Origin of the sequence: Psychrobacter sp. DAB_AL43B (genome assembly GCF_900168255.1) — a bacterium.
In the GTDB taxonomy this organism is placed as follows: domain Bacteria; phylum Pseudomonadota; class Gammaproteobacteria; order Pseudomonadales; family Moraxellaceae; genus Psychrobacter.
The window spans coordinates 49,975-74,345 of sequence record NZ_LT799838.1 but is presented as its reverse complement, the minus strand read 5'-3'; the positions used below and the strand labels follow the sequence as shown (position 1 = coordinate 74,345).

Sequence of the window (24,371 nt, the reverse complement as noted above, 5' to 3'; positions counted from 1 at the left end):
AACCTCCTCTTTTCTCGTTACAATACCCATCATAATATGTAAGCCGAATTTATCGACATACTGCCCTCTTAATTATCTATTATCTGAGAATCCCATGAGCCATAGACCTCCTGCTGACCTATTAGAAAAAGCAAAACACTGGCGCGAAGACATTAATTTTCGTCAAGATGTGCTGGGCAAGCCTTTCGACTTTGCAACCACGTGGGGCATTTTCTCCCCGCAAAAGCTCGATGACGGTAGCTTGATGCTACTCGATTATATTGATTTTGAGCAGGATGATGACTCGATAGATTTAGGCTGTGGCTATGGTGTGCTAGGTATGGCAGCAGCGCGCGAATGTCCAAATGGTCAACATACTTTAATTGATAAAGACTTTATGGCAGTAGAATATGCACGCCGTAATTGTGAGAAAAACGGTCTAAATAATGTCGATGTACATTTATCAAACGGCTTTAATCATGTGGCTAAAGCGAAAGATTTTAGCCTTGTGATGTCGAACTTGCCAGCAAAGGTAGGAAAAGAGCAGCATTATCTCTATTTCCTCGATGCACATGCGCGGATGCGTAAAGGTGGACGCTTTTATGTGGTGACGATTAATGGCTTACGTCAATTTATGAAACGCTCATTTACCGAAGTGTTTGGTAATAGCGAAAAAGTAAAACAGGGCAAGACTTATACCATTACCATGGCAACCAAAGATTAAACGCTAGAATTAGACAAACAAAAAAGCACGCTAGATCATTATGATTTAGCGTGCTTTTTTATGGCTAAATTTTTAGAATGACAGCATTTTTAGAATTACATTTGCCGTTTCAGTAAATATCCACCCAATATCGCACTAGCGATAATCGGTAATAGCACCATCAGTAACGGCGACAAGCCAGTAGCGAGCGAGACAAAGCCAACCAAATCCTGAACGTAACTAAATAGCAGGCCAAACAATAACGCGACGACAATACGCAAACCTAAGCTATGTGTTCGTAGCGAGCCAAAGACGAATGAGCAGGCGACAATCACCAGCGATAAGATGGACAACGGTGATAACAGCTTTTGCCAAAATGCCAGCTCATGACTTAAAGAACGCTGACCTTGTTGGCGCATAAACTGACGGTGCTCATATAGCTGGGTCAACGATAAATCCTCAGCTTGGCGCGTTAGCAAATACACAGATTCAGGTGCAAACGGTAAACTTAATGTGTCTGTGGGCGATATGGCTTGGCTGCTTTCAAAGCCTTGATTGATAGTGAGCTTGGTCATATTGTTCAGCTGCCACTCGTAACGATACTGCTCGCTCGGTTTGCTGCTCGTAGTATCAAGCGGCTCGCGCCCGATATATTGCCCGCCTTCCGCATGAATGGCAGTTTGCAAGTTGCCATTATTATCCAAGTGCCAACGCTTTACCTGACCAATATTGCCTTTAACATCGGCATAATCGATATATAAAATATCGCTGCCATCCGGTTTTGTACTGCCATCTTTTGTATTCTCAAAGCGTGGTTGCACTGTCCAATAACCGCGTACTGAGGTGACTAATGAGCTGTTATCTTCACTATTAATGGCTTTCGCCAATTGATTGGTGTGTGGTAAAACGAATTGGTTAATGAATAATGCTAATATCACAAAAATCAACGCAGGCTGTAATACCCAACCGACGATACGATAGACGCTGACCCCTGCGGCGCGCATCACCACCAGCTCACTATTATTAGCCAACAAGCCCAAGCCTACCACTGCACCAAGTAACGCGCCAGTTGGCATAAACTGCTCTAAGAAGTAGGGCGAGCGATAAAAGATATATTTAATCGCCTCTCCCATCGTATAGTTGTCATCTAACGAATCAAGCTCTGATAAATAAGAAAATATCAGCTGTAATGCCCACAAGCCTATGACCGCAGCGATAATCGCCAGCAAGGCATTGAGTTTCACATAGCGGCTAAGCACTTTTAAGTTGGTAGGTTTTGCAGCCAAGTGATGAGTCGCTGGAGATTTTGCAAATAAGGAGCGCATTATGACTGCCCTCCTTGTGAGCCACTATTTTGATTATTATTAACTATTAAAGGCTCATGCTCTTGTTTGCGAAAGCGCAACCGATGTTGCACACGGCTGCCCCAATTCATATAAAGGGCTAATGCCATAAACCCTAAGATAAGCCATGCATACGCCCAAACGCTAACGCTACCTTTACCGACTGCATTTTTAAGCGAAATGATACCGAGCGCACAGCTGACAAATAATAAAATAGAGGGAAATAGACGTAACCAGCGACCTTGACGCGGACGTACTTGCGCCAGTGGCACCGCCAGCATCGGCGCAATAATCATCAGCCAGGGTAACGCCAAGCGATAACCAAGCTCACCTTGTGCCGCACGCATTGCATTGTTACTGCCGACTTGTGAGCTACCCGTAGCCGCTTGCCATAACGGTCCAATCGCTTGCGTTTCAATATTGTCTTCGGTAATGACTGCTTCGGAGGGTTCCGTCAAGGTGATGCGATAACGATCAAAGCCCACTTGATTGTATTTTAGACTACCAGCGCCGACTTCATAACGGCGACCTTGGAATAAATCCAATTGAGTCACGCCGCTATTACCCGTCTCTACTTGCTCAGCACGTTTGGCAAGCGTAATGGTGTCTTTGCTAATGTTGCTATTGTTTATAAGCGCCTTTGGCAGCTCTGGAATATTTAATTGCTCGGCAGTTTCAGGATCGATGTTGTTTTTAACATCCATGGCAGCATCTTTAACAGTATTATTTTTAGCTGAACCGCCCTTTTTCTCAGGTTCACTTTGGATCAATATCACATCTTGCAATTGTTTTTTATCATCACTCAAACTGCCCACATATAGATGATAATTACCACTGCTGATAAATTGATTGGGCCGAATTAAATCAAAAGCGCTGGTCAAGGCTTGCTGCTGCCAAACACTCTCGGATGAACGCACCCCCCACGGTTTTCCAACGATGGATAAAGCCGCTTCACCGACAAACAATGCCAGAATCAATGGGGTCATCAAACGCCCAAGTCTACCGCGCGACACGCCACTGGCATTGATCACCGCCATTTCTTGGTCAACATACAGCCGCCCAAATACCAACATTAAGGCGATAAAAAATGCTAACGGTAGAATCAACTCTAAAAAATACGGCAAATTATAACCAATAATGGTAAATAACAAGCTGATATCAAGATTGCCTTCAGCCGCGATGCCAAAGTAACGGATCAAACGACCGCCAAGCATCATCACCACTAAAAAACCCAATACCAAAGCGGTAGTAGAAGCAACTTGTTGGGTCATGTAGCGGCGTAATATCACAATAGGCACTCTTAAAAAAGGGTTGGTATTCGTACAATTCATCACCGGCTTATTGACAGATGATTGATAAATGCTAGCGCGACAGCTAAGTATTATAGACGCAGCGCTGCTCAGTCAGATATTCGAACAGGCGTAAAAGCAATTTAATGGCTTAGTCGTTTAAGAACTGAGTCACTTATTAGCGATACCCTACTATAAATATTAACGATAAAGATAACCGCTAATCCTAGCATATTTTGCTAAAAAATGACCGTAAAATGTGTTTGGAAACATTGCGTCGATCTTGCTGATGGCGTAGTAATATGGACTGATGGTAGCTACATTAAAGAAAGGATAAAGAGACAATAAAGCATAAAACAGCATTAGGTTAAGCAAGCTTCTTAAATAAAGTTTTTGCTATATTGCGTTTAGAAAAGTTTGTTTGTCGTTCGTATCATTGCCCGTGCATCTGCCATATTAATTGCTAGACTGATAAAGCCTCAGAATTCATATTCATATTCATACCGCATAACGGAGCACACCATGTCTACGCCTTCTACCTTACTCGAACTCGCTGGTGGTAAATTTGATACGCTTGATTGGTCAAATTGCGTAATCGTCCTTATCGACTATCAAAACGAATACGTTGATGGTGCAATGCCTTTAGGACAAGCAGGTACTAAAGCTATTGAAAACGCACGCCTACTCCTTGATAAAGCCCGTCAGCAAGACATCCCTATTTTTCACATCGCTCATCACGGCAATGAGCAAATTTTTGATCCATCCTCTGCTAATGTTGCCATTGTTGATAGCTTACAGCCAATGAACGATGAAAAAATCATCACCAAAATGCACCCTAATGCCTTTTATGATACCGAGCTACAAGAGCTTATAGAATCTACTGACAAACAGCAGATTATTTTTGCCGGTTTTATGAGTCATATGTGCGTCAGTTCAAGCGTTAGAGCAGCGTTTGACTTAGGTTTCCAGAATTTTGTATGTCATGATGCTTGTGCCACTCGCGACCTGCCTAGCGTGACAGGGCAAGTTATAAAGGCAAGCACTGTGCATGATAGTGCAATGGCAGCGCTTCAGGATAGATTTGCCGCTCTAGTAGCGACTGATAAATTAATTAATGGCTAACGGTAGATGCTAATATAATGCAGGAAATAGCTTCAGAAACATTACCTAACCCTTGCTAACTGCGTACTGTACGCTGATATGCTACACTACTACGCTTGCTTGATAGGCGTGCCTATTTAAGATAGGTAGCAGCTTAAACACAATATCGATTCAAACACGTTAGCAGTTTAAATTTAATACCTTACTGTATTCACGCTTTTAAAATAATGCATTCATCTAATAAGGATAACAATATATGAATATTAAATTAACGCAAACTCTACCAAAAACCCATACACAAAAAATTCTTAAAAAAGAAGCCAAAAGTAAAGACGCCGCCTGCCTCGTCGTCTTAATCGATGATAAAAAAAATATCTTAGCTGAGTCGGTATTGAGCGACTATCAAACCCGTATTGAGCAATTGATTGAAGTGTCGCACTTTAATGGTAAAGCTTGTGAAACCGTAGCTGACTATGCGCTGGCTGGCGATAAAAAAACCACCAAAGAAAATCCAGTACAGCTGTTATTGGTCGGTGTGGGTAATATTGATAAATTGCGTCATAGCGTCCTAGAAAAAATTGCTAATACCATTTATAAGAGCACCCAAAAGCGTGTTGACTCTATCACTGTGGCCTTGGGTGATGCGTTAGAAGAAAACCAGTTTGGTCAATTTTCCTTAAGTCTGCTGGCAGCAAGCTATCGTTTTGACAAGTACAAATCTGAGCAGCAAACGCCTGTTTTAACGGACATCTACTTATTGGCAGAGCCGTCTTTAGAAGAGTCATTAGACTTTGCACAAGCGGTCTTTACTGGTCAAAGCTTGACCCGTGATGTCGCCAATGAGCCGGGCAATATTTGTTTCCCAGCTTATATGGCTGAGCAAGCACAGGAATTGGCAGCCACTTATCCTGACCTATTAAAAGTCACCGTATTAGGTGAGAAAGAGATGTCTGCACTGGGTATGAACTGCTTCTTATCGGTCGCGCAAGGCTCTACCAAAGAAGGCAAACTTGTACTAATGGAATATCGTGGTCAGTCTAATTTTAGTGTCAATGCTGATGGCGATACTAGCAAAGCCACTACCAACAGCGCAAAAGTGGCTGGTGGTCTAAAAGCGTTGGCTGATAAATTACCAACCAAATCTGCTAGCAAGAAAGCCGCTAAAAAATCTGAACAAAATAGCGAAGACAGTGCTCAAACTAATAATGCCCCTGCTGCAAATGATGATGCGCCTATCGTGCTTGTCGGTAAAGGTGTTACCTTCGATTCAGGTGGTATCTCAATCAAACCGGGTGCGGCGATGGATGAGATGAAATTTGATATGGGTGGCTCTGCTGCGGTACTCGGTACCCTAAAAGCACTATGTGAAGCGCGCCTACCCATTAACGTCGTCGGTGCGCTAGCTTGTGCTGAAAATATGCCATCAGGCGAGGCAACGCGTCCAGGCGATATTATCAGAGCAATGAACGGTAAGTCAGTTGAAATCCTAAATACCGACGCTGAAGGTCGTTTAGTATTGTGCGATACCTTGTGCTACGTACAAAAGTATTATCAGCCAAAAGCCATCATCGATGTCGCAACCTTGACCGGTGCTTGTGTGGTTGCATTGGGTCACGTCCGCTCAGCGGTCTTTAGTAATGACGAAGATGTGTTGTTTGACTTAGAAAACGCCAGTCATTTATCTGGTGATCTTATCTGGCATATGCCGATGGATGACGAGTATCAAGCGCAGATTGACTCGCCTATCGCTGATATACAAAATATCGGTGGTAAAGGTGCTGGCGCTGTGACTGCTGCCTGTTTCTTATCGCGCTTTATAGAAGAAGGTCAAGCATGGGCGCATTTAGACATTGCTGGTACGGCATGGATTTCAGGTCAAGACAAAGCAGCGACTGGTCGTCCAGTGCCATTATTCATGCAATACCTAAAAAACCATGCAAATATGGCATAATATATTGATGAATAACCAATCAATGAAACTCAGTCTATGAAAGTTAGCTTTTATGTATTAACTGAGAGTAAAGCCCAAGATTTCTTGGGCTTTATTTGTCAGCTCACCCAAACGGCGCTCAATAAAAGCAATCAGTCCTTGTTGATTCTTATCGACGATGATGAATTGCTGTCGACGCTTGATAAGGCATTATGGGCACAAGAGGCAACTAGCTTTATACCACATCAATGCCTCTTAGGCGCTGATACTGATGTTGCTAATACTAATGTGACTAATACTGGTTTTTCTAATGCTGATATTAATAATAAAGCATTAGCACCAGTGTTGCTTGGCAGCTATATGCCAGCCGACTTCAAAGGCATCGTACTTAATACCACGATACATCCCGTGAACACCTTTATGGCAGCAACCAATAATGCTCAACCTACTCGGGTACTTGAGCTGATAAAACCTGACGAAACTAGCATGCAAGAAGGTCGTCATAAGTATAAAAGCTATCAACAATTAGACTATGAGCTGACCCATTTCAAAGTTTAATGCAACAAACCTCTTTATTTTTCATGATAAAAACCTTCCTATTTTCCTTATACGACGCCTCCCTCTTAGCCCCATAAGCCCATTCAGGTGTGGGTTAAAGGTAGGCGCTTATCTGAAAAAATGCTACCATCCTTCGATTAATTTTCCGTTTTCGTTATAATTTTCTTATTTATTGACTAAGTCGAGGGTGTATAGATGCGTTCATTGATTGCGATGTACCAGCGTATAGGGCTGGTGCCGCTCATTATTATCGGTTTAATATTAGGCGTGTTGATTGGTTGGTTAGCACCAAGTGTTGGTATTGCCTTAGGATTATTAGGAACGCTATTTGTTGGGGCCCTAAAAGCTGTTGCCCCAATTTTGGTATTTATCTTGGTCATGGCAGCCATTAGCCAACACCGCAGTGGCAATGAAGTTTTTGTCAAACCAGTGCTGATTATGTATATGTTTGGCACCTTTTTGGCTGCACTGACTGCCGTAGGTGCAAGCTTCTTATTTCCAACAAAGTTGGTCTTAATCAATGCGGTTATTGAGCAAGTTCCACCGGCCAACCTCAAAGAAGTGTTGACCAACCTTCTGCTAAGTCTAGTAGCGAACCCCGTCGGTGCGATCGCTGAAGCCAATTATATTGGTATTTTAGCGTGGGCAATCATCATTGGTTTTGCACTGCGTCAAGCCAGTGATACCGCTCGTACCGTGGTCAGTGATTTTTCTGATGCCATCTCACAAGTGGTAAAATGGGTCATTGCCTTAGCGCCTTTCGGTATTTTGGGCTTGGTTGCCAATACAGTTGCTGAGACAGGTTTTGCCGCTTTGGCAGGTTATGCCCGTATCTTGATGGTGCTGGTCGGCTGTATGTTATTTATAGCGTTGGTGGTCAACCCACTCATTGTCCTTGTTAAGACGGGTAAGAATCCTTATCCACTGGTTTTCATTTGCCTACGTGAGTCAGGCATTACCGCATTCTTTACTCGCAGTTCAGCGGCTAACATTCCGGTCAACATGAATCTTGCACGCAAATTAGGTCTACACGAAGACACTTATTCAGTGACCATTCCCTTGGGTGCAACCATTAATATGGCGGGGGCAGCGATTACTATTAACGTCTTAACCCTTGCTGCTGCTCATACGCTCGGTATCGAAGTGACGTTTGCATCAGCGCTGTTATTGAGTTTGGTGGCAACGATTAGTGCTTGCGGTGCGTCGGGTGTCGCTGGTGGTTCATTGCTGCTGATTCCGCTTGCTGCCAGTTTATTTAGTATCCCAAACGACATCGCCATGCAAGTAGTTGCCATTGGCTTTATCATCGGCGTCATACAAGACTCGGCAGAAACAGCTTTGAACTCGTCAACAGACGTGTTATTTACCGCTGCTGCTGATCCAAAATATGCGCGTTAATCTTTTATAAGACATTTATAAGATATTTTTTTCAGACAAAAAGAGCCCATCAGGGCTCTTTTTTATTGTCTACGTTTTGCTATTTATCTAATACCCTGCCCAAAAGCTAGAGTAGCTAGGGAAACGTGTGTTAGTACTACGTCTAGTAGGCTAAGCGAGTTTGATACCGCTAAGTGTATTTTTTAGATTTGGTATCACTATTTCAAATGCTAGATATCTACTTCAATGACAGGTTTCTGACTATCTAGCTGATGTTTTAGTTGGCGTAATTGCTCGACCTCCTCTAATAGCTCAAGTATCAAACCAATAGCAGGGACGCTGGCTTCAAAGTCGCGACTGAGGCGTGAAGCACGGCGCACGATCGTCAGCTGATAACCAGTGAATTGCTCGTGTTCAGGCACATCGTACTCAATGATATCTTCTTCAATCAATTCGATAACCCATTGACGCTCTTGACCACAGGCAGAGACTAGCTCATCTAAGCTCATGATAATGTCGGTAAATTCAGGCGAATGTTTCATAGCTATTATCCTCGTTTGCGCTTTATTTCATCATTTCATCGTTATCGTATTCATCTGTACTCTTTATTGCTTATTGCGGTGATAAATAACTGTTATTAATGACTTCATTTAACGGTCGATACTGGTATCAGCAAAGGCTTGTTTTAACGCCTCATAAGCTTGGGTTTCCGCTTCGCTATTGATACTAGGATTGACAATATTTAAGGTTAAGTATAAATCACCCGCTTGCTTGGCTGGGATACCCTTACCTTTTAGACGTAAGTTGCTGCCTGATTTGCTGTTTTTAGGAATCGTTACACCTAGTGTACCTGCTGGTGTACTGACGTTAATTTTCTCACCCAATGCCGCTTCCCATGGCGTTATATTAACGGTTTGATAGACATCCGCACCTTCGACACGAATGTTGGCCGCATGACGAATCTTAACCTTTAAAAATAAATCGCCATTTTTACCACTACCGCTACCAGCCGCGCCCTGCCCAGCTAGGCGAATTTGCTTGCCATCGGTAATGCCTTTAGGAATTTTAATTTTAAGGGTTTTATTCTCATACTCTACGCTACCGTTAGGCTGACGAACCGGCACGTTTAACTTGATACTGTAGTCGTCGCCACTATAAACCGAGGCCAAATCAACGGTAATCTCTGCATGCTGATCTTGACCTTTGCTATTTTGCGCGCCAAAATCACCGTACTGCGTTTGACCACCAGCTTGTCCACGCGCCCCGCGACCAAAAGCAGAAAAAATATCATCGAAGCGAAAACCTCCGTCACCATAGGCTTCGCCTTCACCAAATTGACCTTTCATATCTTCCCAGCGTTGTCCACCGCCAGCCTGCCTATTAGAGCTGCCACCAAAACCACCGCCTTGACCGGCAAACGGATTGTTTAGCATCGCGTCATATTCAGCGCGCTTGTCTTTATCTCTGATGGTCTCGTAAGCGTTATTAATCTCAGCAATCTTATTGTCAGCATCTGGATCGTCACTAACATCCGGATGAAATTGACGAACGAGCTTACGATATTTTTTCTTGATATCTGCGTCCGAGGCGTCTTTTTTGACCCCTAAAATGTCATAGTAGTTTTTCTCTGCCATATTGTTTTTCCTTATCGTATTTATTTCTAATAACTTCAGTTAATACATAATATGGGGATAATAAGTCAATATTTCATTTTTTCGCTTGCTGCTGTAATTAATAAGGTGTTACCAGTAATGATGCCAAGCGAGACTCGCCGCTGAACTGTCTAAATCGCTTAAAGCCGCATTATTGGCATGTGTCACTACGATTCTGGCATCATTATTCTTTGATAACTGTTGACGTAATGTCAATTTGGTGAGGGCAATAGATGCACGACCCTCTCGTTTAGAAGCAATATAAGACAACTCAGCACTTTGTTGGTCACGCTTAGCGCGCAAACCAAACTCGATACCGATATCGGCATGTCGGTCTTGATCGTGAACAGTCGCATTTACCATACCATAGCCAAGTAGGTGCTGACCAAATTTTGCACCCGCTCCCATGCCAGCTTGCGCATAAGGGCTGTGATGATTACCTGTAAACAAGTCGGTGCGAGCACCTGTTTTTAATTGCCAAGATAATTTGGGCTCGCCTGATAACGGTTGTCTAAGGTCTTCAATCTGCTGCATGTCTAAAAAGACGAAGTCTGTCAGCGTCCACTTACTATCATCAAAATCATAGCCCAAAGAGACTTGTACTGCTTCAAACCGCTTATCAATATCAGTGTAAGCGTTGAGCGGATCTTTCACAAATAGTGATAGCCCTACCTCCGCTTTGTCATCATATAAAATCACTTTAGTTTGCGTGGTTTTACTACTCAATGCGGGTGACGCTTTATTAGGCACAACCAGCTTAGCTAAACGGTTACTGGCTGGTAGCGTAAAACGTTGACTCAACAATTCATTTTTTAATGCTTGCTGATGTGGCGTATGCTCTTGTGATATTTGATAGGTGCGATGCAAAATCAAAAAATCCAGTGCAAGCGCTCTATCATCGGCATTCAAAGTGGCAAGCGAAGTGGTATCCTCTGTAATAATGATCCCATTAATAATACTTTGTATTGGCTTGGACAGTTGTACAAACTTCTCTCGCAGCTGCGTTTGCTCAGAAGGTAAATAACGTACCGAAGCTACTAATGGCTCTGTGCCATTATCGTGTTCTAACAACTGGTCAAACACATAATCTGGTGCGTACCACGGGCCTATACGCTCAGTCGTTTTTACATCGCTAATCAACTCTAATATCTCGCCTGAACGATAGCCACAATTTTGCTTGATGAAGTAATAATCAAATCGGGCTAATTTTGCTTCGTATAAATGGTAGTTCAATAACTGCGTTTCAAACGCTTCAAGATTGAGGACATACTCCCACATATCTCGTTGCTCATTCTTAGAGTACACAGCATCTTGTTTAAAAAACTCTGTCTCCGAAAATCCAGCATCATACAGTCCAAAAAGCCCTTTGATAGCATACATTGCACCATTTTCATTGGCTGGAATACGCGCGCCAAAGTTATAGGGGTTATTGAGCAAATTCTCGCTTGAAAGCTCTCTCACTTCTTTAATAGTACTGTCTTTATCGTCTGTTGGCATACTGGTTTTGACCAATACATGACCGAACGAAGAGGTGGGATTTTTTAAGTAATTACTGACTAAGATGAGGCTTATTTCTTGGGTTGGATCTGGCAACTGTGCGCAGTTTTTGAAACTGATATTCAATTCAGGTAAATGGTGATTGAGCCATAAATATCTGGCTGGATATTTGCAGACAACGCTCTCGTTACTTGCCTGCTCTATCGTTGCCATCAGCTCTGCATAAGGATCGAAGTTGCGTTTTGAGCGTGATTTTGGGTTGGTTAAATAGAAATTTGGTGAAATAACTTCAGCTTTGCCATTTTTATAGAATAATAAATGTTACCACTGAGCCTGCTTAGCCTGCTTAGCCAATGCTTTTAGCTTTTCGGGAGCGATAGCTAGGTCTTTATTATGCTTTCGTTTTGGCTCAAGTGTATCTTTATCATTAAGCGGTTGTACGCCATGCTCTTCTGCTGGCGAAGTATCGAGTCCACTAACAAGCACGGGCATTTCAGCAGTTTCATTATTAATAAATGGATTACTGTCTTCTTCTTCAGTCACCACCGAATCTACGTTATAGATTTCGGCTGCATAAGCAGTAGAGACAGCAAAAAAAACCACGCACAAAAATATTTTTTGCATTCAAATTTATTATAAATATTCATTCAAACTTATTATAAATATTCATTCAAATACTATGAAATAATGTTTAATCTTACGCATATTACAAAATCGTAAGAGTATAGCAAGTTTTATTTACATGACTTTTTGCTTAATTTTTTGTCACAACTATGGCAGCGTTAAACCGTTCCGATAGAGTTAGCTAGAATCTAGCGGTAAGCGCCTTGTATAAGGGCTAAGCCATAAGAAAACCTTGCTTGAACTGTTCCTAACACCCTTCTTGAAAAATTAATTTTCTTTTAAATCAATACTTTATTTTGTATTTTTCTGGTCATTTAGTTGGTTTTCGATATGAAAATATTTGACCTTGAGAGTTCTTTCACAGAGCTGTAATAATCGGACAAGTTATTTCTTGTAAGATATTTTATATTATTTGTACTCACAGGGAATATGAATAACATAGGCAAGGGTATCTGTCTATCTCATCAATAGAACACAGGTTTTAAATGTCTTATTTAATTAAGTCTTTGGTTATCACATTATCACTATTATTAAGCACCACCGTTTTTGCCGGAAACACCAGTTATTATGGTAGTAAGTTTCATGGTAAACGTACTGCTAGTGGTAGTATCTTCAATATGAACTCCCTAACTGCTGCGCATAAGACGCTGCCGTTTGGTACGAAGGTACAAGTGACCAACAAAAAGACAAAGCAGAGCGTGATCGTAAAAATTACGGATAGAGGACCTTTTATTAAAGGTCGAATTCTTGATTTATCGAAAGCCGCTGCGGGTCAAATAAACTGTCAGCTTTGTACGACCACCATGAAAATCCTCTCTTACGGGGATGGTAAATATCGTATGCAATAAGCGCATAAAATAAAAAAAGGGAAGGCTTACGCCTTCCCTTTTTTTATGACTGACTGTTTATGGCTTGTTTTGTAATTGAACGATAACGTGATAAAACGGTGGGTTTGTTAGCTCTAGCTTGTTAGCTAATGTCCGCTTCCATTTCCTCTAACGTCGTCATCGCTAGCAATAGTTTTTCTTCATTATCACTATGTTGCTGCTGCAATGCTGTTTGCTCGTTGAGTAGTTTCATTAAGTCAGACTTACGGCTTTCTTCATAAAACTCAGTATCGGCAAGCTTTGTCTCAAGGGTCGCTAACTTCTTATCAATATCAGCTAGGGCTTTTTCTATATTTTCAATATCGCGGCGAATAGGCGCGGTTAGTTTGCGTTGCTCAGCGGCTAATTTACGCTGGGCATCTTTACTAAGCGCAGGCTGAGACTCATTATTACCCACTTGCTTGCTCGCATGGCTGTCTGCTGAATTGTCATTCGTTTCACGTGAAACAAACTTCTTACTCTCTTTTTTACTTTTTTTCTTACTGGTATTTTTATCTTGTGAGTTTTCTTGCTTACGTTTTTCAGCTAGCCACTTACCATAGTCACTGATATCGCCATCGAACTCATCGATTTGCCCATCATGTACCAAAAACAGCTCATCACAGACGTTGGCAATCAGCTCGCGGTCATGCGAGACCAGTACCACTGCCCCTTCGAACCCTTGCAAGGCGATGGTCAACGCTTGACGCATTTGTAAATCTAAATGGTTGGTTGGCTCATCGAGTACGAGGACGTTCGGACGCTGCCAAACGATTAATGCCAAGGTCAAACGCGCCCGCTCGCCACCAGAGAATAGCTCACTTGGGGTATCGATACGGTCGCCACGGAAATCAAAGCTACCCAAAAACGACCGTAGCATCGCATCAGAAGTTTTGCCTGCTAAACGACGCATCATCTCTATCGGGGTTGCCTTGGGATCAAGAATATCCATTTGATGCTGGTTAAAGTAGCCAAGCTTTAGCGTGTCTGAAACATTATAACTGCCCGTTAATACACCAAGCTCACCGACCAAGGCTTTAATCAAGGTCGATTTACCAGCGCCATTCATCCCAAGTAGTCCGATACGAGTGTCAGGGGTTACTTGTACATTGGCATTATAAAGCAGCGGGGTGTCGCTATAACCAATATCGGCATCGGTCAACTCAATCAATGGCGAGCTCATATTAGCAGGCTCATAAAAGCGGAACGAAAACGGATTGTCCGCCATCATCGGTGACAGCTCAGCCATGCGTTCAAGCTGCTTGATACGGCTCTGCGCTTGCTTTGCTTTACTGGCCTTTGCACGAAAACGACGAATAAAGTCATCTAAATGCGCTTTCGTTGCTTCTTGCTTCTCAAAAGCTTGTTGCTGCTGTGCCATACGCTCATGACGGGTACGAATAAACTGCTGGTAGTTACCGGTATAAAGGGTAATTTTTTGTTGTTCAACATGCAAGATATGACCGACGGTATTATCTAAAAAGGTTTGGTCATGCGAGATAACAATGACCAGACCAGTAAAGGCATTAATCCAAGTCTCAAGCCAAAGAATAGCGTCTAAGTCCAAATGGTTGGTTGGCTCATCGAGTAACATTAAATCAGCACGGCTCATCAAGGTTTTAGCAAGGTTTAGACGCATGCGCCAACCACCCGAAAAGCCTTCTACCGGCAATTCATGCTGATTGGTATTAAAACCTAAACCCGCCATGATTTGTGCCGCTTTAGTCGGCGTACGATAACCATCAATTTCGTCAAACTGCTGATGCAGTATGCCAATCTGCTCGTCACTGACGCTGCTCAAGTCATTCAAGGTAGCATTAATCTCGTACCACTGCTCATCACCGCTGAGTACATAGTCAATCGCGGTCTGTGTGGTCGCGCCAACTTCCTGCGCCATGTGCGCCACATGCCAGCTATCAGGAATGCTCACTTCACCTTTATCAAGCGTCACTTCGGTATCACCGGTGCCCATTCGTGTCAACAATAAGGCAAACAAGGTCGATTTACCGGTACCGTTATTGCCCGTTAAGCCAACTTTATGGCCCGGATGTAGCTGGAAGCTTGCGCCCGCAAACAACTCACGACCATCACGGCGAACACCAACGTCTTTAAATTCGATCATATAATTTCTTCATCTCAGCGGTAATATAAAACATAAGGCAATAGGAAAAACACACGTCTGGCATGTTTACTGGCGGCTATTATTTCAAACGCCTAACCGATAGGCAAACAATTAAATAAGTATTTTAAATTCAATCCTTTATACTGCTAATTATTCTGTTCTATCAGTAAAGAATAAGTGACGCATGCTACCCTTATATAATGGCAAACGCTGCTGTCACCCTTGACAAATCAATCGTTACCCCAATTATGTTATACTAGCAAAACACTATTGACATCAGTCAGTTAAGTGCTAATAGCCTTAATGTTAGCCTAACGGCTATGCCACAGTCGCTAGCTAAAATAACCGCCACTCTCAATAATAGTACCGTCGCCTGTGATTCATTAGCAGCAGTCATTAAAAACTCCTGCTAACTCTGCATTATCCAGTATAAATAGACGACCTCGCATCAGTAAAAAATAATATCATTCGATTTTAGCAATTGAGGTAAATATGAACCAATTTGACCCAAGCTCAAACCAACCCGTAGATCCAACGGTTTTAAATTTAACCGATAGTGCGGCGCAAAAAGTCCGTCGCTTGCGTGAAGAAGAAGGCGATAGCAACCTGATGCTACGCGTTTATGTGACCGGTGGCGGCTGCTCAGGCTTCTCTTACGGCTTTAACTTTGCTAACGAGCTCAATGAAGATGATGCCAATTTTGATAATAATGATGTGACATTAGTTGTCGATTCGCTAAGTTATCAGTACTTACAAGGCTCTACTGTTGATTATACCGAAGGGCTAGAGGGAGCACGCTTTGTGGTCACCAACCCCAATGCAACCACCACTTGTGGCTGTGGTTCGTCGTTTTCTATCTAAGTAAGTACTCATAATCAATAGTAGATAATTTGGTTACTATAAATTTATCAGCTATTAACGACACGTATCATTCAAAGCTCACTGACTTAACCATCATTGTGAATCAGATAAGTTGTAGGTCAGAACTATTTAGATAGATATGAATGTACAAACGTATACCCAAAAACATGCCTTATACCGTTAATCCGGTTAAAAGTGCATTTAGTCGGTTTACGATTGCATTATTATTAGTATATGCTTAAATACCGCCTACTTTTAAGTAGCTAATCTAATCAATCCTATTTATATCTGAAATAGTTAAGGCATATTTGCATGGCGAAGTTATCACTTGACGCATTAAACGACATTGACGGTTTTATTGCCGCAGCACTGGTAGACAGCGAATCAGGTCTCGCAATGGCAACCCAAGGCTCTGGTATTGACCTTGAACTTGCTTCTGCTGGCAACACTGATGTCTTGCGTTCTAAGCGTAAAGTGGCAGAATCTTTAGGCTTAAACGAAAGCATTGAAGACATTCTCATTACCCTTGGCAAGCAATATCATTTGCTACGTCCATTGGTACGTAATGATAATTTATTTTTATACCTAGTACTTGATCGTCAAAAATCTAATCTTGCGATGGCACGCCATAATCTAAAAAGCTTTGAGACTGAACTAGAATTCTCATAAGCCAATGACGCATTGGAAACGGTTATTAATCATCATATGACTGATAAAAAACCACCATCCAGATTAACGATATTTAAAGCATCTACTTTATTAGTAGATGCTTTTTTTGTTTAAAGTAGATCCTGAATGATGACTAAATGTCATATGCAAATGATGCGATAAGCCAATTTTTATCAGTCAAATAGCATCAAGTGAAGCTTACTGTATTTGTAATTGTACGTGGTTTTTAGACTGGCTTTGGGCTAAACTGACGTCATTATCTCACCCCTTTTTACGGTCGAATATCAACTTTATTTCGAGCGACCATAATTAATAACAATAGATGACTATTATGAGTAATTTTGCGAGTAGCTTTGTCGATTTTGACATTCCAGGTTGGTTTACTAGTGAGCATTTAACGGGCATGCTACGCGGTATCGAAAAAGAAGGGCTACGCGTTAAGCCTGATGGTTATTTGTCACAAACGCCGCATCCAGCCAAACTTGGCTCAAAGCTTACGCATCCGTTTATCACAACCGACTATTCAGAAAGCTTACTTGAGCTGATTACCGACCCTAAAACGTCGCCAAAAGAAACGCTTACCATGTTGCGCCAGTTGCACCTATTGGTCTATCAAGGTATGCCTGAAGATGAGCTGATGTGGCCATTATCCATGCCTTGTATGCTATCCGCGAATGATGAAGATATTCCACTGGCAGACTATGGCAGCTCTAATACCGGTAAATTAAAAACTTTGTATCGTAGTGGACTTGGTATCCGTTATGGTCGCCGAATGCAGACGATTGCTGGTCTACATTATAACCTGTCGTTTGGCGATGATTTATTTTCAGCATGGCAAGCGCAAACGCCTACGGCACAAGCGCTAACTCTGACAGATTTTAAAAACGATAAGTATTTGGGTCTTATTCGCAACTTTAAGCGTCTGACCAGTTTGGTACTTTACTTATTAGGAGCGAGTCCCAGTGTTTGCCCCTGCTTTGTCGCAGGGATTGACCATGACCTCGAGCTGCTCAATGGATCAACCTATTATAAGCCAACTGCAACCAGCCTGCGTATGGGTAAACTTGGCTATACCAATAGCGTGCAAGAACACCTTGATATCCGTTATAACAATTTACCAGAGTATGTCAAAGGACTGCGCCGTGCGATTCAAACCCCGCATGAAAGCTTTGAGAAACTCGGTTTAGATGATGAGAATGGCAATCCTATTCAAATCAATAATCATATCTTACAAATAGAAAATGAATACTATAGCCCTATTCGCCCCAAGCAAATCGCGATGAGTGGCGAGACACCAACCGAAGCGCTTGAGCGTCGTGGTATTGCTTATGTTGAGTTTCGGGCGATTGATTTAGACCCTTATAGCGATATTGGCATTCGCCTATCTAGCGCCTGTTTTTTAGAAGTGATGGCGCTATATTGTCTATTAAGCGATTCGCCTGAATTGATGCCTGAGGAAGAAGAAGATCTGGCCATTAATCTTGAGCGTGTTGTCAATGAAGGTCGCCGTGAGAATTTACAAATACTCAATAATGGCACCGAACAACCACTCGAGAGCTGGATGCTCATACATTTGAGCCGTATGCAGCCATTGGCAGCATTACTTGACGCGCATTATGGCGGCAATGATTATCGTGCGGCCGTCGCCTTAATGCAAGGTAAAGCCGGTCACCCTGAATCGACCATATCTGCACAAGTAAACTCTGATAGTAAGCGTTTAGGCAGCTTATGGCAGCTAGGTTTTACACTGGCTCAGCAGCATCGCGATTCATTATTACAGCAAACACTCAGTCCAAACACCCAAGCTAAATATGAAGTATTGGCCGAAAAATCAATCTTACAACAAGCGGAGATTGAAGAAACCGAAACAGAAGATTTTATGGAATTCTTAAAACAGTATCGCTAATTCATCACCAATTTTGTCATTCATCCATAAATATCTTATAAGAGTATCCGCCCTATGCTACAGCTGACCACTTACCGCAATCTGCACGTGTTTTTAGTGATAATGGCCGTGATAGGTATGAGTTTTGCGCTGTTTTTCTTACAGCGTTACATGGGGTTCTCACCTTGTCCCCTGTGTATTTTTCAGCGTATTGGACTGATGGTGATGGGCGGTTTTGCTTTGATTGCCGCTTTATTTAATCCAAAATCTATGGCTATCAGATTACTATTGTGGCTTGGTAGCCTCGCCGGTATTGGTTGGGCGGCAGTAGTAGCAGGACGTCATGTTTGGCTACAGCATTTACCTGCTGACCAAGTTCCTTCGTGCGGTCCAGGCTTAGACTACTGGCTTGATACGCTACCCATGCAACAGGTATTAAAAGAAGTTTTTGCTGGTTCTGGTGAATGTGCTTCTATTGAATGGACATTTTTGGGGTTGAGTATTCCCGAGCAATCCTTGATTCTGTTTAGCATCCTGATACTGGCTCACCTGCTAATATTATGGCGTATCGTGCGACCTATTTCTAACCGTCACGCTTAATAAACGGCTGATGGTTATATCACTTTTGTGCTTTATAAGCGCTCACTGGTTAAAACCTTTCAAAACGATACCGGCCTTCTTAACACATAATTTAACGAAGTCAGGCTCGCACAGTTTACTTATTATCGTTAAGCTAGTCATTATCATGATTGTTTATCACAGCTTTAGGTCATGCATAATGCTGACAACATTTAAAAATACTATTTAAAAACTGTTTTTTGGTATCACTATGACATATCTTTCACCCGTCTCCTTATCTACTGTTACCGTCATCAGACGCTGTATGCGTCCACTATTGGCTGTGCCAGTATGTATACTGCTCATGAGCTGCGACAGTGCTTCATCTTCTACTAATAATAAGATGACTCAAGGTGCAACGATTAATAGTACACAGAATACTGACGCGAAAGATGATGACACTGTTTCACAAAAGAGCGATGCTAAAGATTTAGCGGATGAAGCAGATAATCAAGAACAATCGCTCATTGCAACTGCCAACCCAAACGCGAGGTCGCATAACTCACCGATGATTTCAGCATTGAATAGCGACAGTATGCTGCAAGCCACATTAATGGGCGATTATGGTGGCATCGTGCCGTGCTCATCTTGCGAAAGCATCAATATCACTTTAAATTTATTTGCTGATGGTTCTGTACTGAAAACCAGTGTCTTAAACGATGCTGAAGCGCAGCAACCAACCTCAGTCGAATCCGGTGTATATCGTCAAGACAATGATATGATTACGGTTGTTTATGAGAGCAAAGATATTGAAACTTATCATATCCAAGACAATCATTTAGTAATGATGAATGAGGACAAAAACCCTGATGAAGACTACACGTTGTCTCGTATATAAAGACACGCGTCAATAAAACAGGTTATAACCTATATAGATGTTATAGCCTATATAAATAGTATAAGCATGAATAAGACTGCTTTACAAATTGCAAAACGCCTACTTGTTAGGCGTTTTTTATTGGTCAACGAACAGCGTTTACTTTACAATGAGCGCTGGTCTGCCACACTACGATATTAGTCACTATTGGCAACTGTTTATCAAAGATATAAGCCCGTACTAAACATAGCTGAATCAGTCTTAGCTTTATTATTAGGTGATGCTAAGCATGTAAATCTCTATATTTTACCGGCTAATTTTAGATTTTTATTCCTTTTATTTAAGCTCGTATGGAACGTCTATGCATATTCATATTCTTGGTATTTGTGGTACTTTTATGGGCTCGCTGGCATTGCTGGCGCGGGCGCTTGGACATACAGTCACGGGCTCAGATGCCAATATTTACCCTCCTATGTCTACCCAACTTGAACATGCGGGCGTCACTATTGAAGAAGGCTACCTGATAGAGCATTTGCAGCCTGCGCCGGACTTAGTGGTTGTCGGTAACGCGATGAAGCGTGGCATGGATGTGATTGAATATATGCTTGATACGGGTCTGCGCTACACCTCCGGACCACAGTTTTTATCTGAGCAGGTATTGCAGTCGCGTCATGTCATCGCGGTGGCAGGTACTCATGGCAAGACCACGACGACGACTATGCTCGCTTGGATACTGCATTATGCCGGTATTGATACTGGGTTTTTGATCGGCGGCGTGCCCTTGGTCGATACCCCTGATGAGCATTTGCAGCATGTTTTTGCTCATAGCAGTTATTTAGGGGGAGAAAAAGATCCTAATGACTCAGCAAACACAGGCTATTTCGTCATTGAAGCAGACGAATATGATTCTGCGTTTTTTGATAAACGCTCAAAGTTCGTTCATTATCGCCCGCGTACGGCGATTTTAAATAACCTTGAATTTGATCACGCAGATATTTTTGCAGATTTAAATGCCATTCAAACCCAATTTCATCATATGGTGCGCATGATTCCAAGCACGGGTAAAATCATCATGCCAGCAGCAACCATTAGCCTAGAAGATACTTTGGCAAAAGGTGTTTGGACGCCCATTTGGCGTACAGCGGTTATCGGTTCAGATTTGGCTAAAGCTAATACTTTGGTTAATGCTGATATACAAGATAGCCAACCAGAAAATAGTAGCGACTGGCAAGCTAAGCTCATGAGCGCAGACGGTAGCCAGTTTACTGTGAGCTTTAATGATGATAAGGATGCCACGGCGCTGGTAGATTGGTCGATGAGCGGTGTGCATAACGTCAATAATGCGCTTGTTGCGGTAGCTGCTGCTTATAATATTGGGGTTGACGTTAAAACTGCTTGCGCCGCCTTATCCGACTTCGCGGGTATTAAGCGCCGGATGGAGCTGATTGGTGATGTGAACGATATCTTAGTGTTTGATGATTTTGCTCATCACCCAACCGCCATTACCACCACGCTAGATGGTGCTAAGAAAAAGCTGGCAGGTAGACGCATTTGGGCCATCATTGAGCCGCGTAGTAATACCATGAAGATGGGTATCCATCAAGATAGCCTAGCCGAGTCTGCTGCCCTCGCCGACTATACATTATGGTATGAGCCTACTGGTCTAGAATGGGGTCTAAAGGAAGTCATCGAACATGCCAATGCCAAAAACCCCAATATTGGCAGCCAACAAGTCCTCTCTAGTGTCGATGCCATTATTGAGCATATCCGCAGCCACGCAAAAGCGGGCGATGCCATTGTGATTATGTCTAATGGCGGCTTTGAAGGGATTCACCAACGTCTATTAGCAGTCTTAAATGGCAAATAGTCTGGCTAAATAAAAGCTGCTTAAAAAATTTAAAATTGAAGCGTAGTATCGTTGTTGACGAGCTACGCTTTTTTATTTTATCGTCTATATTTTATAGTTTCTAACGTTAATTTTAATTTGTGCTAGCCATTTATCCTTAACGGCGTTTGCGACTCTCCTACCTTTGTAACCTCCCGTTTACCTATCTCCTCTGCTAAATAGCAAATATGGCATTTTTCTCACATAGCGCATACACAGATAACATTTTTTGCTTATTTTTCAACCTAAAGAGTGACTACAATGAATCCATCACAATAAGTAAACCATTATAAATTAAAACATTTTAGGAGAGTGAATATGAGCTTTATTTGGATGATTATCGTCGGTTTGGTCGCAGGTTTATTAGCACGTGCCATTAAACCAGGCAGTGACCCTATGGGTTGGATTATGACGATCGTATTGGGTATCGTTGGTGCGATGCTTGGTGGCTTTGTTGCTGGTTTAATCGGTATCAATGCTGACGGTGGCTTTACTGGTCTTATCTTCTCAGTAATCGGCGCGATTATCTTACTGTTCATCTATGAGATGATTATGAGTAAACGCCGCATATAATTGAGCCTACCTCAATGGATGTCATATAAAAGAAAGGCCTTGCTTATTTGTGAGGCCTTTTTTCCTGTTCTATTGAAATTCTCATCTTAGTTTTTTAGAATCATGAAAAGTGATAATTGCGGGAAAGTATTGATAAGCATTACTTTTGCCCCCATTTATCTTATAATATCAAACCTATTTTATCTTTATCATTGAGGTGAGCCTTATGGCATTACTCCCTATTTTAAGCTATCCCGACCCGCGCTTGCGCACGATTGCAACGCCTGTCAAGGAAGTCACTGCTGAAATCAAAACCTTAATCACCGATATGATTGAGACGATGTATGATGCGCAAGGTATTGGTCTGGCTGCCAGTCAGGTTGATCGCCATATTCAGCTCATCGTTATGGATTTATCAGAAGATAAAGATAGCCCAAGGGTGTTTATCAATCCGAAAGTAACGCCATTAGTCGAAGAGAAACAACCCTATGAAGAAGGTTGTTTATCGGTACCGGATGTCTATGATAAAGTTGAGCGTCCAAACAAAGTACGTATAGAAGCACTCGATCAAGATGGCAATGCGATTGATGAAGAGGTAGAAGGGTTACTTGCGGTATGTATTCAACATGAGATGGATCATCTAAACGGGGTAATATTCGTCGATTATTTATCAAACCTTAAGCAAACCCGCGCTCGTGATAAAGTCCGTAAAGTGCTAAAAATACGTGAAAAACAAGAAGCGGATAAGCAGCCACAACCAACGACTGTTTAATACCAGTCGTATTAATACCACCTGCATTCGTTATCTACCTATTTTATTGTTTTTATTAAGGGTTACCTAGCATGACCATGATCAAAATTGACCAATATTTTGACCCTGCCAGCTGGCAGAAATTCACTCAAGCTGCTGAAGGTCGTGAAACCCCTTTCTTAGTCGTTGACCTTAGCCGTATCAAAAGCAAATATAATGAAATGGTTGGACTTTTTCCTGAGGCAAAGATTCATTATGCAATGAAAGCCAGTCCTGCCGTTGAGGTGATTAATTTACTTGCCGATCTAGGATCAAACTTTGACTGTGCATCGATTTATGAGCTAGATCGCGTGCTTAACTGCGCTGTCGATGCCAATCGTATCTCCTACGGTAATACCATTAAAAAAGCACAACATGTTAAATACGCTTATGAGAGAGGCGTGCGATTGTATGCGACCGACTCAGAAGCCGATCTAAAAAATATTGCTACCTATGCGCCCGGCTCTAATGTGTTTGTACGCATTTTAGTAGAAGGTTCGGACACTGCTGAGTGGCCGCTGTCGCGCAAGTTTGGTTGTGATCCTGCTATGGCAACTGATTTGCTGATTCAAGCGCGTGACTTGGGCTTAGTACCCTATGGTGTCTCATTTCATGTCGGCAGTCAGCAAAAATCTGTTGCGGTATGGAATGATGCTTTGATGACGGTTAAAAATATATTTGAACAGTTGCTAAACGAGCAAGGTATCAAGCTGCAAATGATTAACTTAGGTGGCGGCTTCCCTGCTAGATACTTAAGTCAAGTCAATCCGATTAAGGAATATGCTGAAGCGGTAAAGCAGTATTTAGTGGATAGTTATGGTGTTGACGATATGCCGGAGATTATCTTGGAGCCGGGTCGCTCATTGGCGGCAAGCTCTGGGGTTTTGGTCAGTGAGGTCGTGCTGATTTCACGCAAGTCGCATGACGATACCACGCGCTGGGTTTATACCGATGTGGGCTTATTTCAAGGCTTAATCGAAACCTTAGGTGAAGCGATTAAATATCCTGTTTATACCGCTAAAATGGAAACCTCAACCAACGCAGGTAGGGTAGTATTGGCGGGTCCAACCTGTGATTCGGCTGATATTATGTATGAAGAAACCGACTATCAGCTACCAGAAGAGCTTGAGATTGGTGATAAGATATTTTGGTTAGCCACTGGCGCTTATACTAACTCTTATTCGTCAATTGAGTTCAATGGTTTTCCGCCTTTAGAAGTAGTCTATGTTGACTAGTTTTTCATAAATAATCGT

At 42.3% G+C, this 24,371-nt stretch carries 22 protein-coding genes; 15 read left to right on the top strand and 7 right to left on the bottom strand.

Annotated elements, in window-relative coordinates; genetic code table 11:
* Positions 1–94 precede the first annotated feature (94 nt).
* Positions 95–703 carry a class I SAM-dependent methyltransferase gene (locus DABAL43B_RS00310; protein ID WP_079690543.1) on the top strand — a complete coding sequence of 203 codons (609 nt, stop codon included), beginning with the start codon at positions 95–97 and terminating at the stop codon, positions 701–703.
* Positions 704–798: 95 nt separating this feature from the next.
* On the opposite strand, the gene lptG is transcribed toward DABAL43B_RS00310, so the two are convergent.
* Complete coding sequence (lptG, locus tag DABAL43B_RS00305) at positions 799–2,007, bottom strand: LPS export ABC transporter permease LptG (protein ID WP_079690542.1); 1,209 nt, start codon at positions 2,005–2,007, stop codon at positions 799–801.
* Positions 2,007–3,356, bottom strand: a complete 1,350-nt coding sequence (locus DABAL43B_RS00300) for an LPS export ABC transporter permease LptF (protein WP_227516706.1) — start codon at positions 3,354–3,356, stop codon at positions 2,007–2,009. Before DABAL43B_RS00300 ends, lptG begins: the two co-directional genes overlap by 1 nt.
* Before the next feature lie 480 nt (positions 3,357–3,836).
* Between DABAL43B_RS00300 and DABAL43B_RS00295 the strand changes: the two genes are divergently transcribed.
* From DABAL43B_RS00295 to sstT, 4 genes are all read left to right on the top strand, one after another.
* Positions 3,837–4,436 carry a cysteine hydrolase family protein gene (locus tag DABAL43B_RS00295; RefSeq protein ID WP_079690540.1) on the top strand — a complete coding sequence of 200 codons (600 nt, stop codon included), beginning with the start codon at positions 3,837–3,839 and terminating at the stop codon, positions 4,434–4,436.
* A 235-nt stretch (positions 4,437–4,671) separates the two neighbouring features.
* Positions 4,672–6,366: a leucyl aminopeptidase gene (locus DABAL43B_RS00290; protein ID WP_079690539.1), complete on the top strand. Its 1,695-nt coding sequence runs from the start codon at positions 4,672–4,674 to the stop codon at positions 6,364–6,366.
* Positions 6,367–6,402: 36 nt separating this feature from the next.
* The gene (locus tag DABAL43B_RS00285) at positions 6,403–6,903 is read left to right on the top strand and encodes a DNA polymerase III subunit chi (RefSeq protein WP_079690538.1); all 501 of its coding nucleotides are present in this window, start codon (positions 6,403–6,405) and stop codon (positions 6,901–6,903) included.
* A 195-nt stretch (positions 6,904–7,098) separates the two neighbouring features.
* Complete coding sequence (gene sstT, locus DABAL43B_RS00280) at positions 7,099–8,301, top strand: serine/threonine transporter SstT (RefSeq protein WP_079690537.1); 1,203 nt, start codon at positions 7,099–7,101, stop codon at positions 8,299–8,301.
* Positions 8,302–8,510: 209 nt separating this feature from the next.
* On the opposite strand, the gene DABAL43B_RS00275 is transcribed toward sstT, so the two are convergent.
* From DABAL43B_RS00275 to DABAL43B_RS00260, 4 genes are all read right to left on the bottom strand, one after another.
* On the bottom strand, positions 8,511–8,822 hold the full coding sequence (locus DABAL43B_RS00275; RefSeq protein ID WP_079690535.1) for a chaperone modulator CbpM: 312 nt from the start codon (positions 8,820–8,822) through the stop codon (positions 8,511–8,513).
* Positions 8,823–8,930: 108 nt separating this feature from the next.
* Positions 8,931–9,914, bottom strand: a complete 984-nt coding sequence (locus tag DABAL43B_RS00270; protein WP_079690534.1) for a DnaJ C-terminal domain-containing protein — start codon at positions 9,912–9,914, stop codon at positions 8,931–8,933.
* Positions 9,915–10,022: 108 nt separating this feature from the next.
* Positions 10,023–11,642, bottom strand: a complete 1,620-nt coding sequence (locus DABAL43B_RS00265) for a DUF4105 domain-containing protein (protein ID WP_079690533.1) — start codon at positions 11,640–11,642, stop codon at positions 10,023–10,025.
* Between the two features lie 108 nt (positions 11,643–11,750).
* Positions 11,751–12,053: a hypothetical protein gene (locus tag DABAL43B_RS00260; protein WP_079690532.1), complete on the bottom strand. Its 303-nt coding sequence runs from the start codon at positions 12,051–12,053 to the stop codon at positions 11,751–11,753.
* A 485-nt stretch (positions 12,054–12,538) separates the two neighbouring features.
* On the opposite strand from DABAL43B_RS00260, the gene DABAL43B_RS00255 reads away from it, so the two are divergent.
* Positions 12,539–12,901 carry a septal ring lytic transglycosylase RlpA family protein gene (locus DABAL43B_RS00255; RefSeq protein ID WP_079690531.1) on the top strand — a complete coding sequence of 121 codons (363 nt, stop codon included), beginning with the start codon at positions 12,539–12,541 and terminating at the stop codon, positions 12,899–12,901.
* 121 nt (positions 12,902–13,022) lie between these two features.
* Here the strand turns inward: DABAL43B_RS00255 and DABAL43B_RS00250 are convergent, their stop codons facing one another.
* Positions 13,023–15,041 (bottom strand): ATP-binding cassette domain-containing protein, encoded by a 2,019-nt coding sequence (locus tag DABAL43B_RS00250; RefSeq protein ID WP_079690530.1) that lies wholly within the window; start codon positions 15,039–15,041, stop codon positions 13,023–13,025.
* Between the two features lie 492 nt (positions 15,042–15,533).
* Here DABAL43B_RS00250 and erpA point away from each other — a divergent pair, with 492 nt between their 5' ends.
* From erpA to DABAL43B_RS00205, 9 genes are all read left to right on the top strand, one after another.
* A complete protein-coding gene (gene erpA / locus DABAL43B_RS00245) occupies positions 15,534–15,902 on the top strand; it encodes an iron-sulfur cluster insertion protein ErpA (RefSeq protein ID WP_079690529.1) in 369 nt (122 codons plus the stop codon).
* A gap of 312 nt (positions 15,903–16,214) precedes the next feature.
* Complete coding sequence (locus DABAL43B_RS00240; RefSeq protein ID WP_079690528.1) at positions 16,215–16,571, top strand: hypothetical protein; 357 nt, start codon at positions 16,215–16,217, stop codon at positions 16,569–16,571.
* A gap of 322 nt (positions 16,572–16,893) precedes the next feature.
* Positions 16,894–18,477 (top strand): glutamate--cysteine ligase, encoded by a 1,584-nt coding sequence (gshA, locus tag DABAL43B_RS00235; protein ID WP_413771820.1) that lies wholly within the window; start codon positions 16,894–16,896, stop codon positions 18,475–18,477.
* A gap of 54 nt (positions 18,478–18,531) precedes the next feature.
* Complete coding sequence (locus DABAL43B_RS00230) at positions 18,532–19,056, top strand: disulfide bond formation protein B (RefSeq protein ID WP_079690524.1); 525 nt, start codon at positions 18,532–18,534, stop codon at positions 19,054–19,056.
* A 229-nt stretch (positions 19,057–19,285) separates the two neighbouring features.
* A complete protein-coding gene (locus DABAL43B_RS00225) occupies positions 19,286–19,912 on the top strand; it encodes a copper resistance protein NlpE N-terminal domain-containing protein (RefSeq protein ID WP_079690522.1) in 627 nt (208 codons plus the stop codon).
* Positions 19,913–20,252: 340 nt separating this feature from the next.
* A complete protein-coding gene (gene mpl / locus DABAL43B_RS00220; RefSeq protein WP_079690521.1) occupies positions 20,253–21,758 on the top strand; it encodes a UDP-N-acetylmuramate:L-alanyl-gamma-D-glutamyl-meso-diaminopimelate ligase in 1,506 nt (501 codons plus the stop codon).
* 336 nt (positions 21,759–22,094) lie between these two features.
* Positions 22,095–22,349 carry a GlsB/YeaQ/YmgE family stress response membrane protein gene (locus tag DABAL43B_RS00215; RefSeq protein ID WP_020442437.1) on the top strand — a complete coding sequence of 85 codons (255 nt, stop codon included), beginning with the start codon at positions 22,095–22,097 and terminating at the stop codon, positions 22,347–22,349.
* Between the two features lie 205 nt (positions 22,350–22,554).
* The gene (gene def / locus DABAL43B_RS00210; RefSeq protein ID WP_079690520.1) at positions 22,555–23,100 is read left to right on the top strand and encodes a peptide deformylase; all 546 of its coding nucleotides are present in this window, start codon (positions 22,555–22,557) and stop codon (positions 23,098–23,100) included.
* 77 nt (positions 23,101–23,177) lie between these two features.
* Positions 23,178–24,353: a type III PLP-dependent enzyme gene (locus DABAL43B_RS00205; protein WP_079692975.1), complete on the top strand. Its 1,176-nt coding sequence runs from the start codon at positions 23,178–23,180 to the stop codon at positions 24,351–24,353.
* Positions 24,354–24,371: the final 18 nt, after the last annotated feature.

What these genes read in the sequence shown, in the direction of transcription:
- DABAL43B_RS00310 (WP_079690543.1), top strand. Translation starts at nt 95, where the DNA reads ATGAGCCATAGACCTCCTGCTGACCTATTAGAAAAAGCAAAACACTGG.
- lptG (WP_079690542.1), bottom strand. Translation starts at nt 2,007, where the DNA reads ATGCGCTCCTTATTTGCAAAATCTCCAGCGACTCATCACTTGGCTGCA.
- DABAL43B_RS00300 (WP_227516706.1), bottom strand. Translation starts at nt 3,356, where the DNA reads ATGAATTGTACGAATACCAACCCTTTTTTAAGAGTGCCTATTGTGATA.
- DABAL43B_RS00295 (WP_079690540.1), top strand. Translation starts at nt 3,837, where the DNA reads ATGTCTACGCCTTCTACCTTACTCGAACTCGCTGGTGGTAAATTTGAT.
- DABAL43B_RS00290 (WP_079690539.1), top strand. Translation starts at nt 4,672, where the DNA reads ATGAATATTAAATTAACGCAAACTCTACCAAAAACCCATACACAAAAA.
- DABAL43B_RS00285 (WP_079690538.1), top strand. Translation starts at nt 6,403, where the DNA reads ATGAAAGTTAGCTTTTATGTATTAACTGAGAGTAAAGCCCAAGATTTC.
- sstT (WP_079690537.1), top strand. Translation starts at nt 7,099, where the DNA reads ATGCGTTCATTGATTGCGATGTACCAGCGTATAGGGCTGGTGCCGCTC.
- DABAL43B_RS00275 (WP_079690535.1), bottom strand. Translation starts at nt 8,822, where the DNA reads ATGAAACATTCGCCTGAATTTACCGACATTATCATGAGCTTAGATGAG.
- DABAL43B_RS00270 (WP_079690534.1), bottom strand. Translation starts at nt 9,914, where the DNA reads ATGGCAGAGAAAAACTACTATGACATTTTAGGGGTCAAAAAAGACGCC.
- DABAL43B_RS00265 (WP_079690533.1), bottom strand. Translation starts at nt 11,642, where the DNA reads ATGGCAACGATAGAGCAGGCAAGTAACGAGAGCGTTGTCTGCAAATAT.
- DABAL43B_RS00260 (WP_079690532.1), bottom strand. Translation starts at nt 12,053, where the DNA reads ATGCAAAAAATATTTTTGTGCGTGGTTTTTTTTGCTGTCTCTACTGCT.
- DABAL43B_RS00255 (WP_079690531.1), top strand. Translation starts at nt 12,539, where the DNA reads ATGTCTTATTTAATTAAGTCTTTGGTTATCACATTATCACTATTATTA.
- DABAL43B_RS00250 (WP_079690530.1), bottom strand. Translation starts at nt 15,041, where the DNA reads ATGATCGAATTTAAAGACGTTGGTGTTCGCCGTGATGGTCGTGAGTTG.
- erpA (WP_079690529.1), top strand. Translation starts at nt 15,534, where the DNA reads ATGAACCAATTTGACCCAAGCTCAAACCAACCCGTAGATCCAACGGTT.
- DABAL43B_RS00240 (WP_079690528.1), top strand. Translation starts at nt 16,215, where the DNA reads ATGGCGAAGTTATCACTTGACGCATTAAACGACATTGACGGTTTTATT.
- gshA (WP_413771820.1), top strand. Translation starts at nt 16,894, where the DNA reads ATGACTATTATGAGTAATTTTGCGAGTAGCTTTGTCGATTTTGACATT.
- DABAL43B_RS00230 (WP_079690524.1), top strand. Translation starts at nt 18,532, where the DNA reads ATGCTACAGCTGACCACTTACCGCAATCTGCACGTGTTTTTAGTGATA.
- DABAL43B_RS00225 (WP_079690522.1), top strand. Translation starts at nt 19,286, where the DNA reads ATGACATATCTTTCACCCGTCTCCTTATCTACTGTTACCGTCATCAGA.
- mpl (WP_079690521.1), top strand. Translation starts at nt 20,253, where the DNA reads ATGCATATTCATATTCTTGGTATTTGTGGTACTTTTATGGGCTCGCTG.
- DABAL43B_RS00215 (WP_020442437.1), top strand. Translation starts at nt 22,095, where the DNA reads ATGAGCTTTATTTGGATGATTATCGTCGGTTTGGTCGCAGGTTTATTA.
- def (WP_079690520.1), top strand. Translation starts at nt 22,555, where the DNA reads ATGGCATTACTCCCTATTTTAAGCTATCCCGACCCGCGCTTGCGCACG.
- DABAL43B_RS00205 (WP_079692975.1), top strand. Translation starts at nt 23,178, where the DNA reads ATGATCAAAATTGACCAATATTTTGACCCTGCCAGCTGGCAGAAATTC.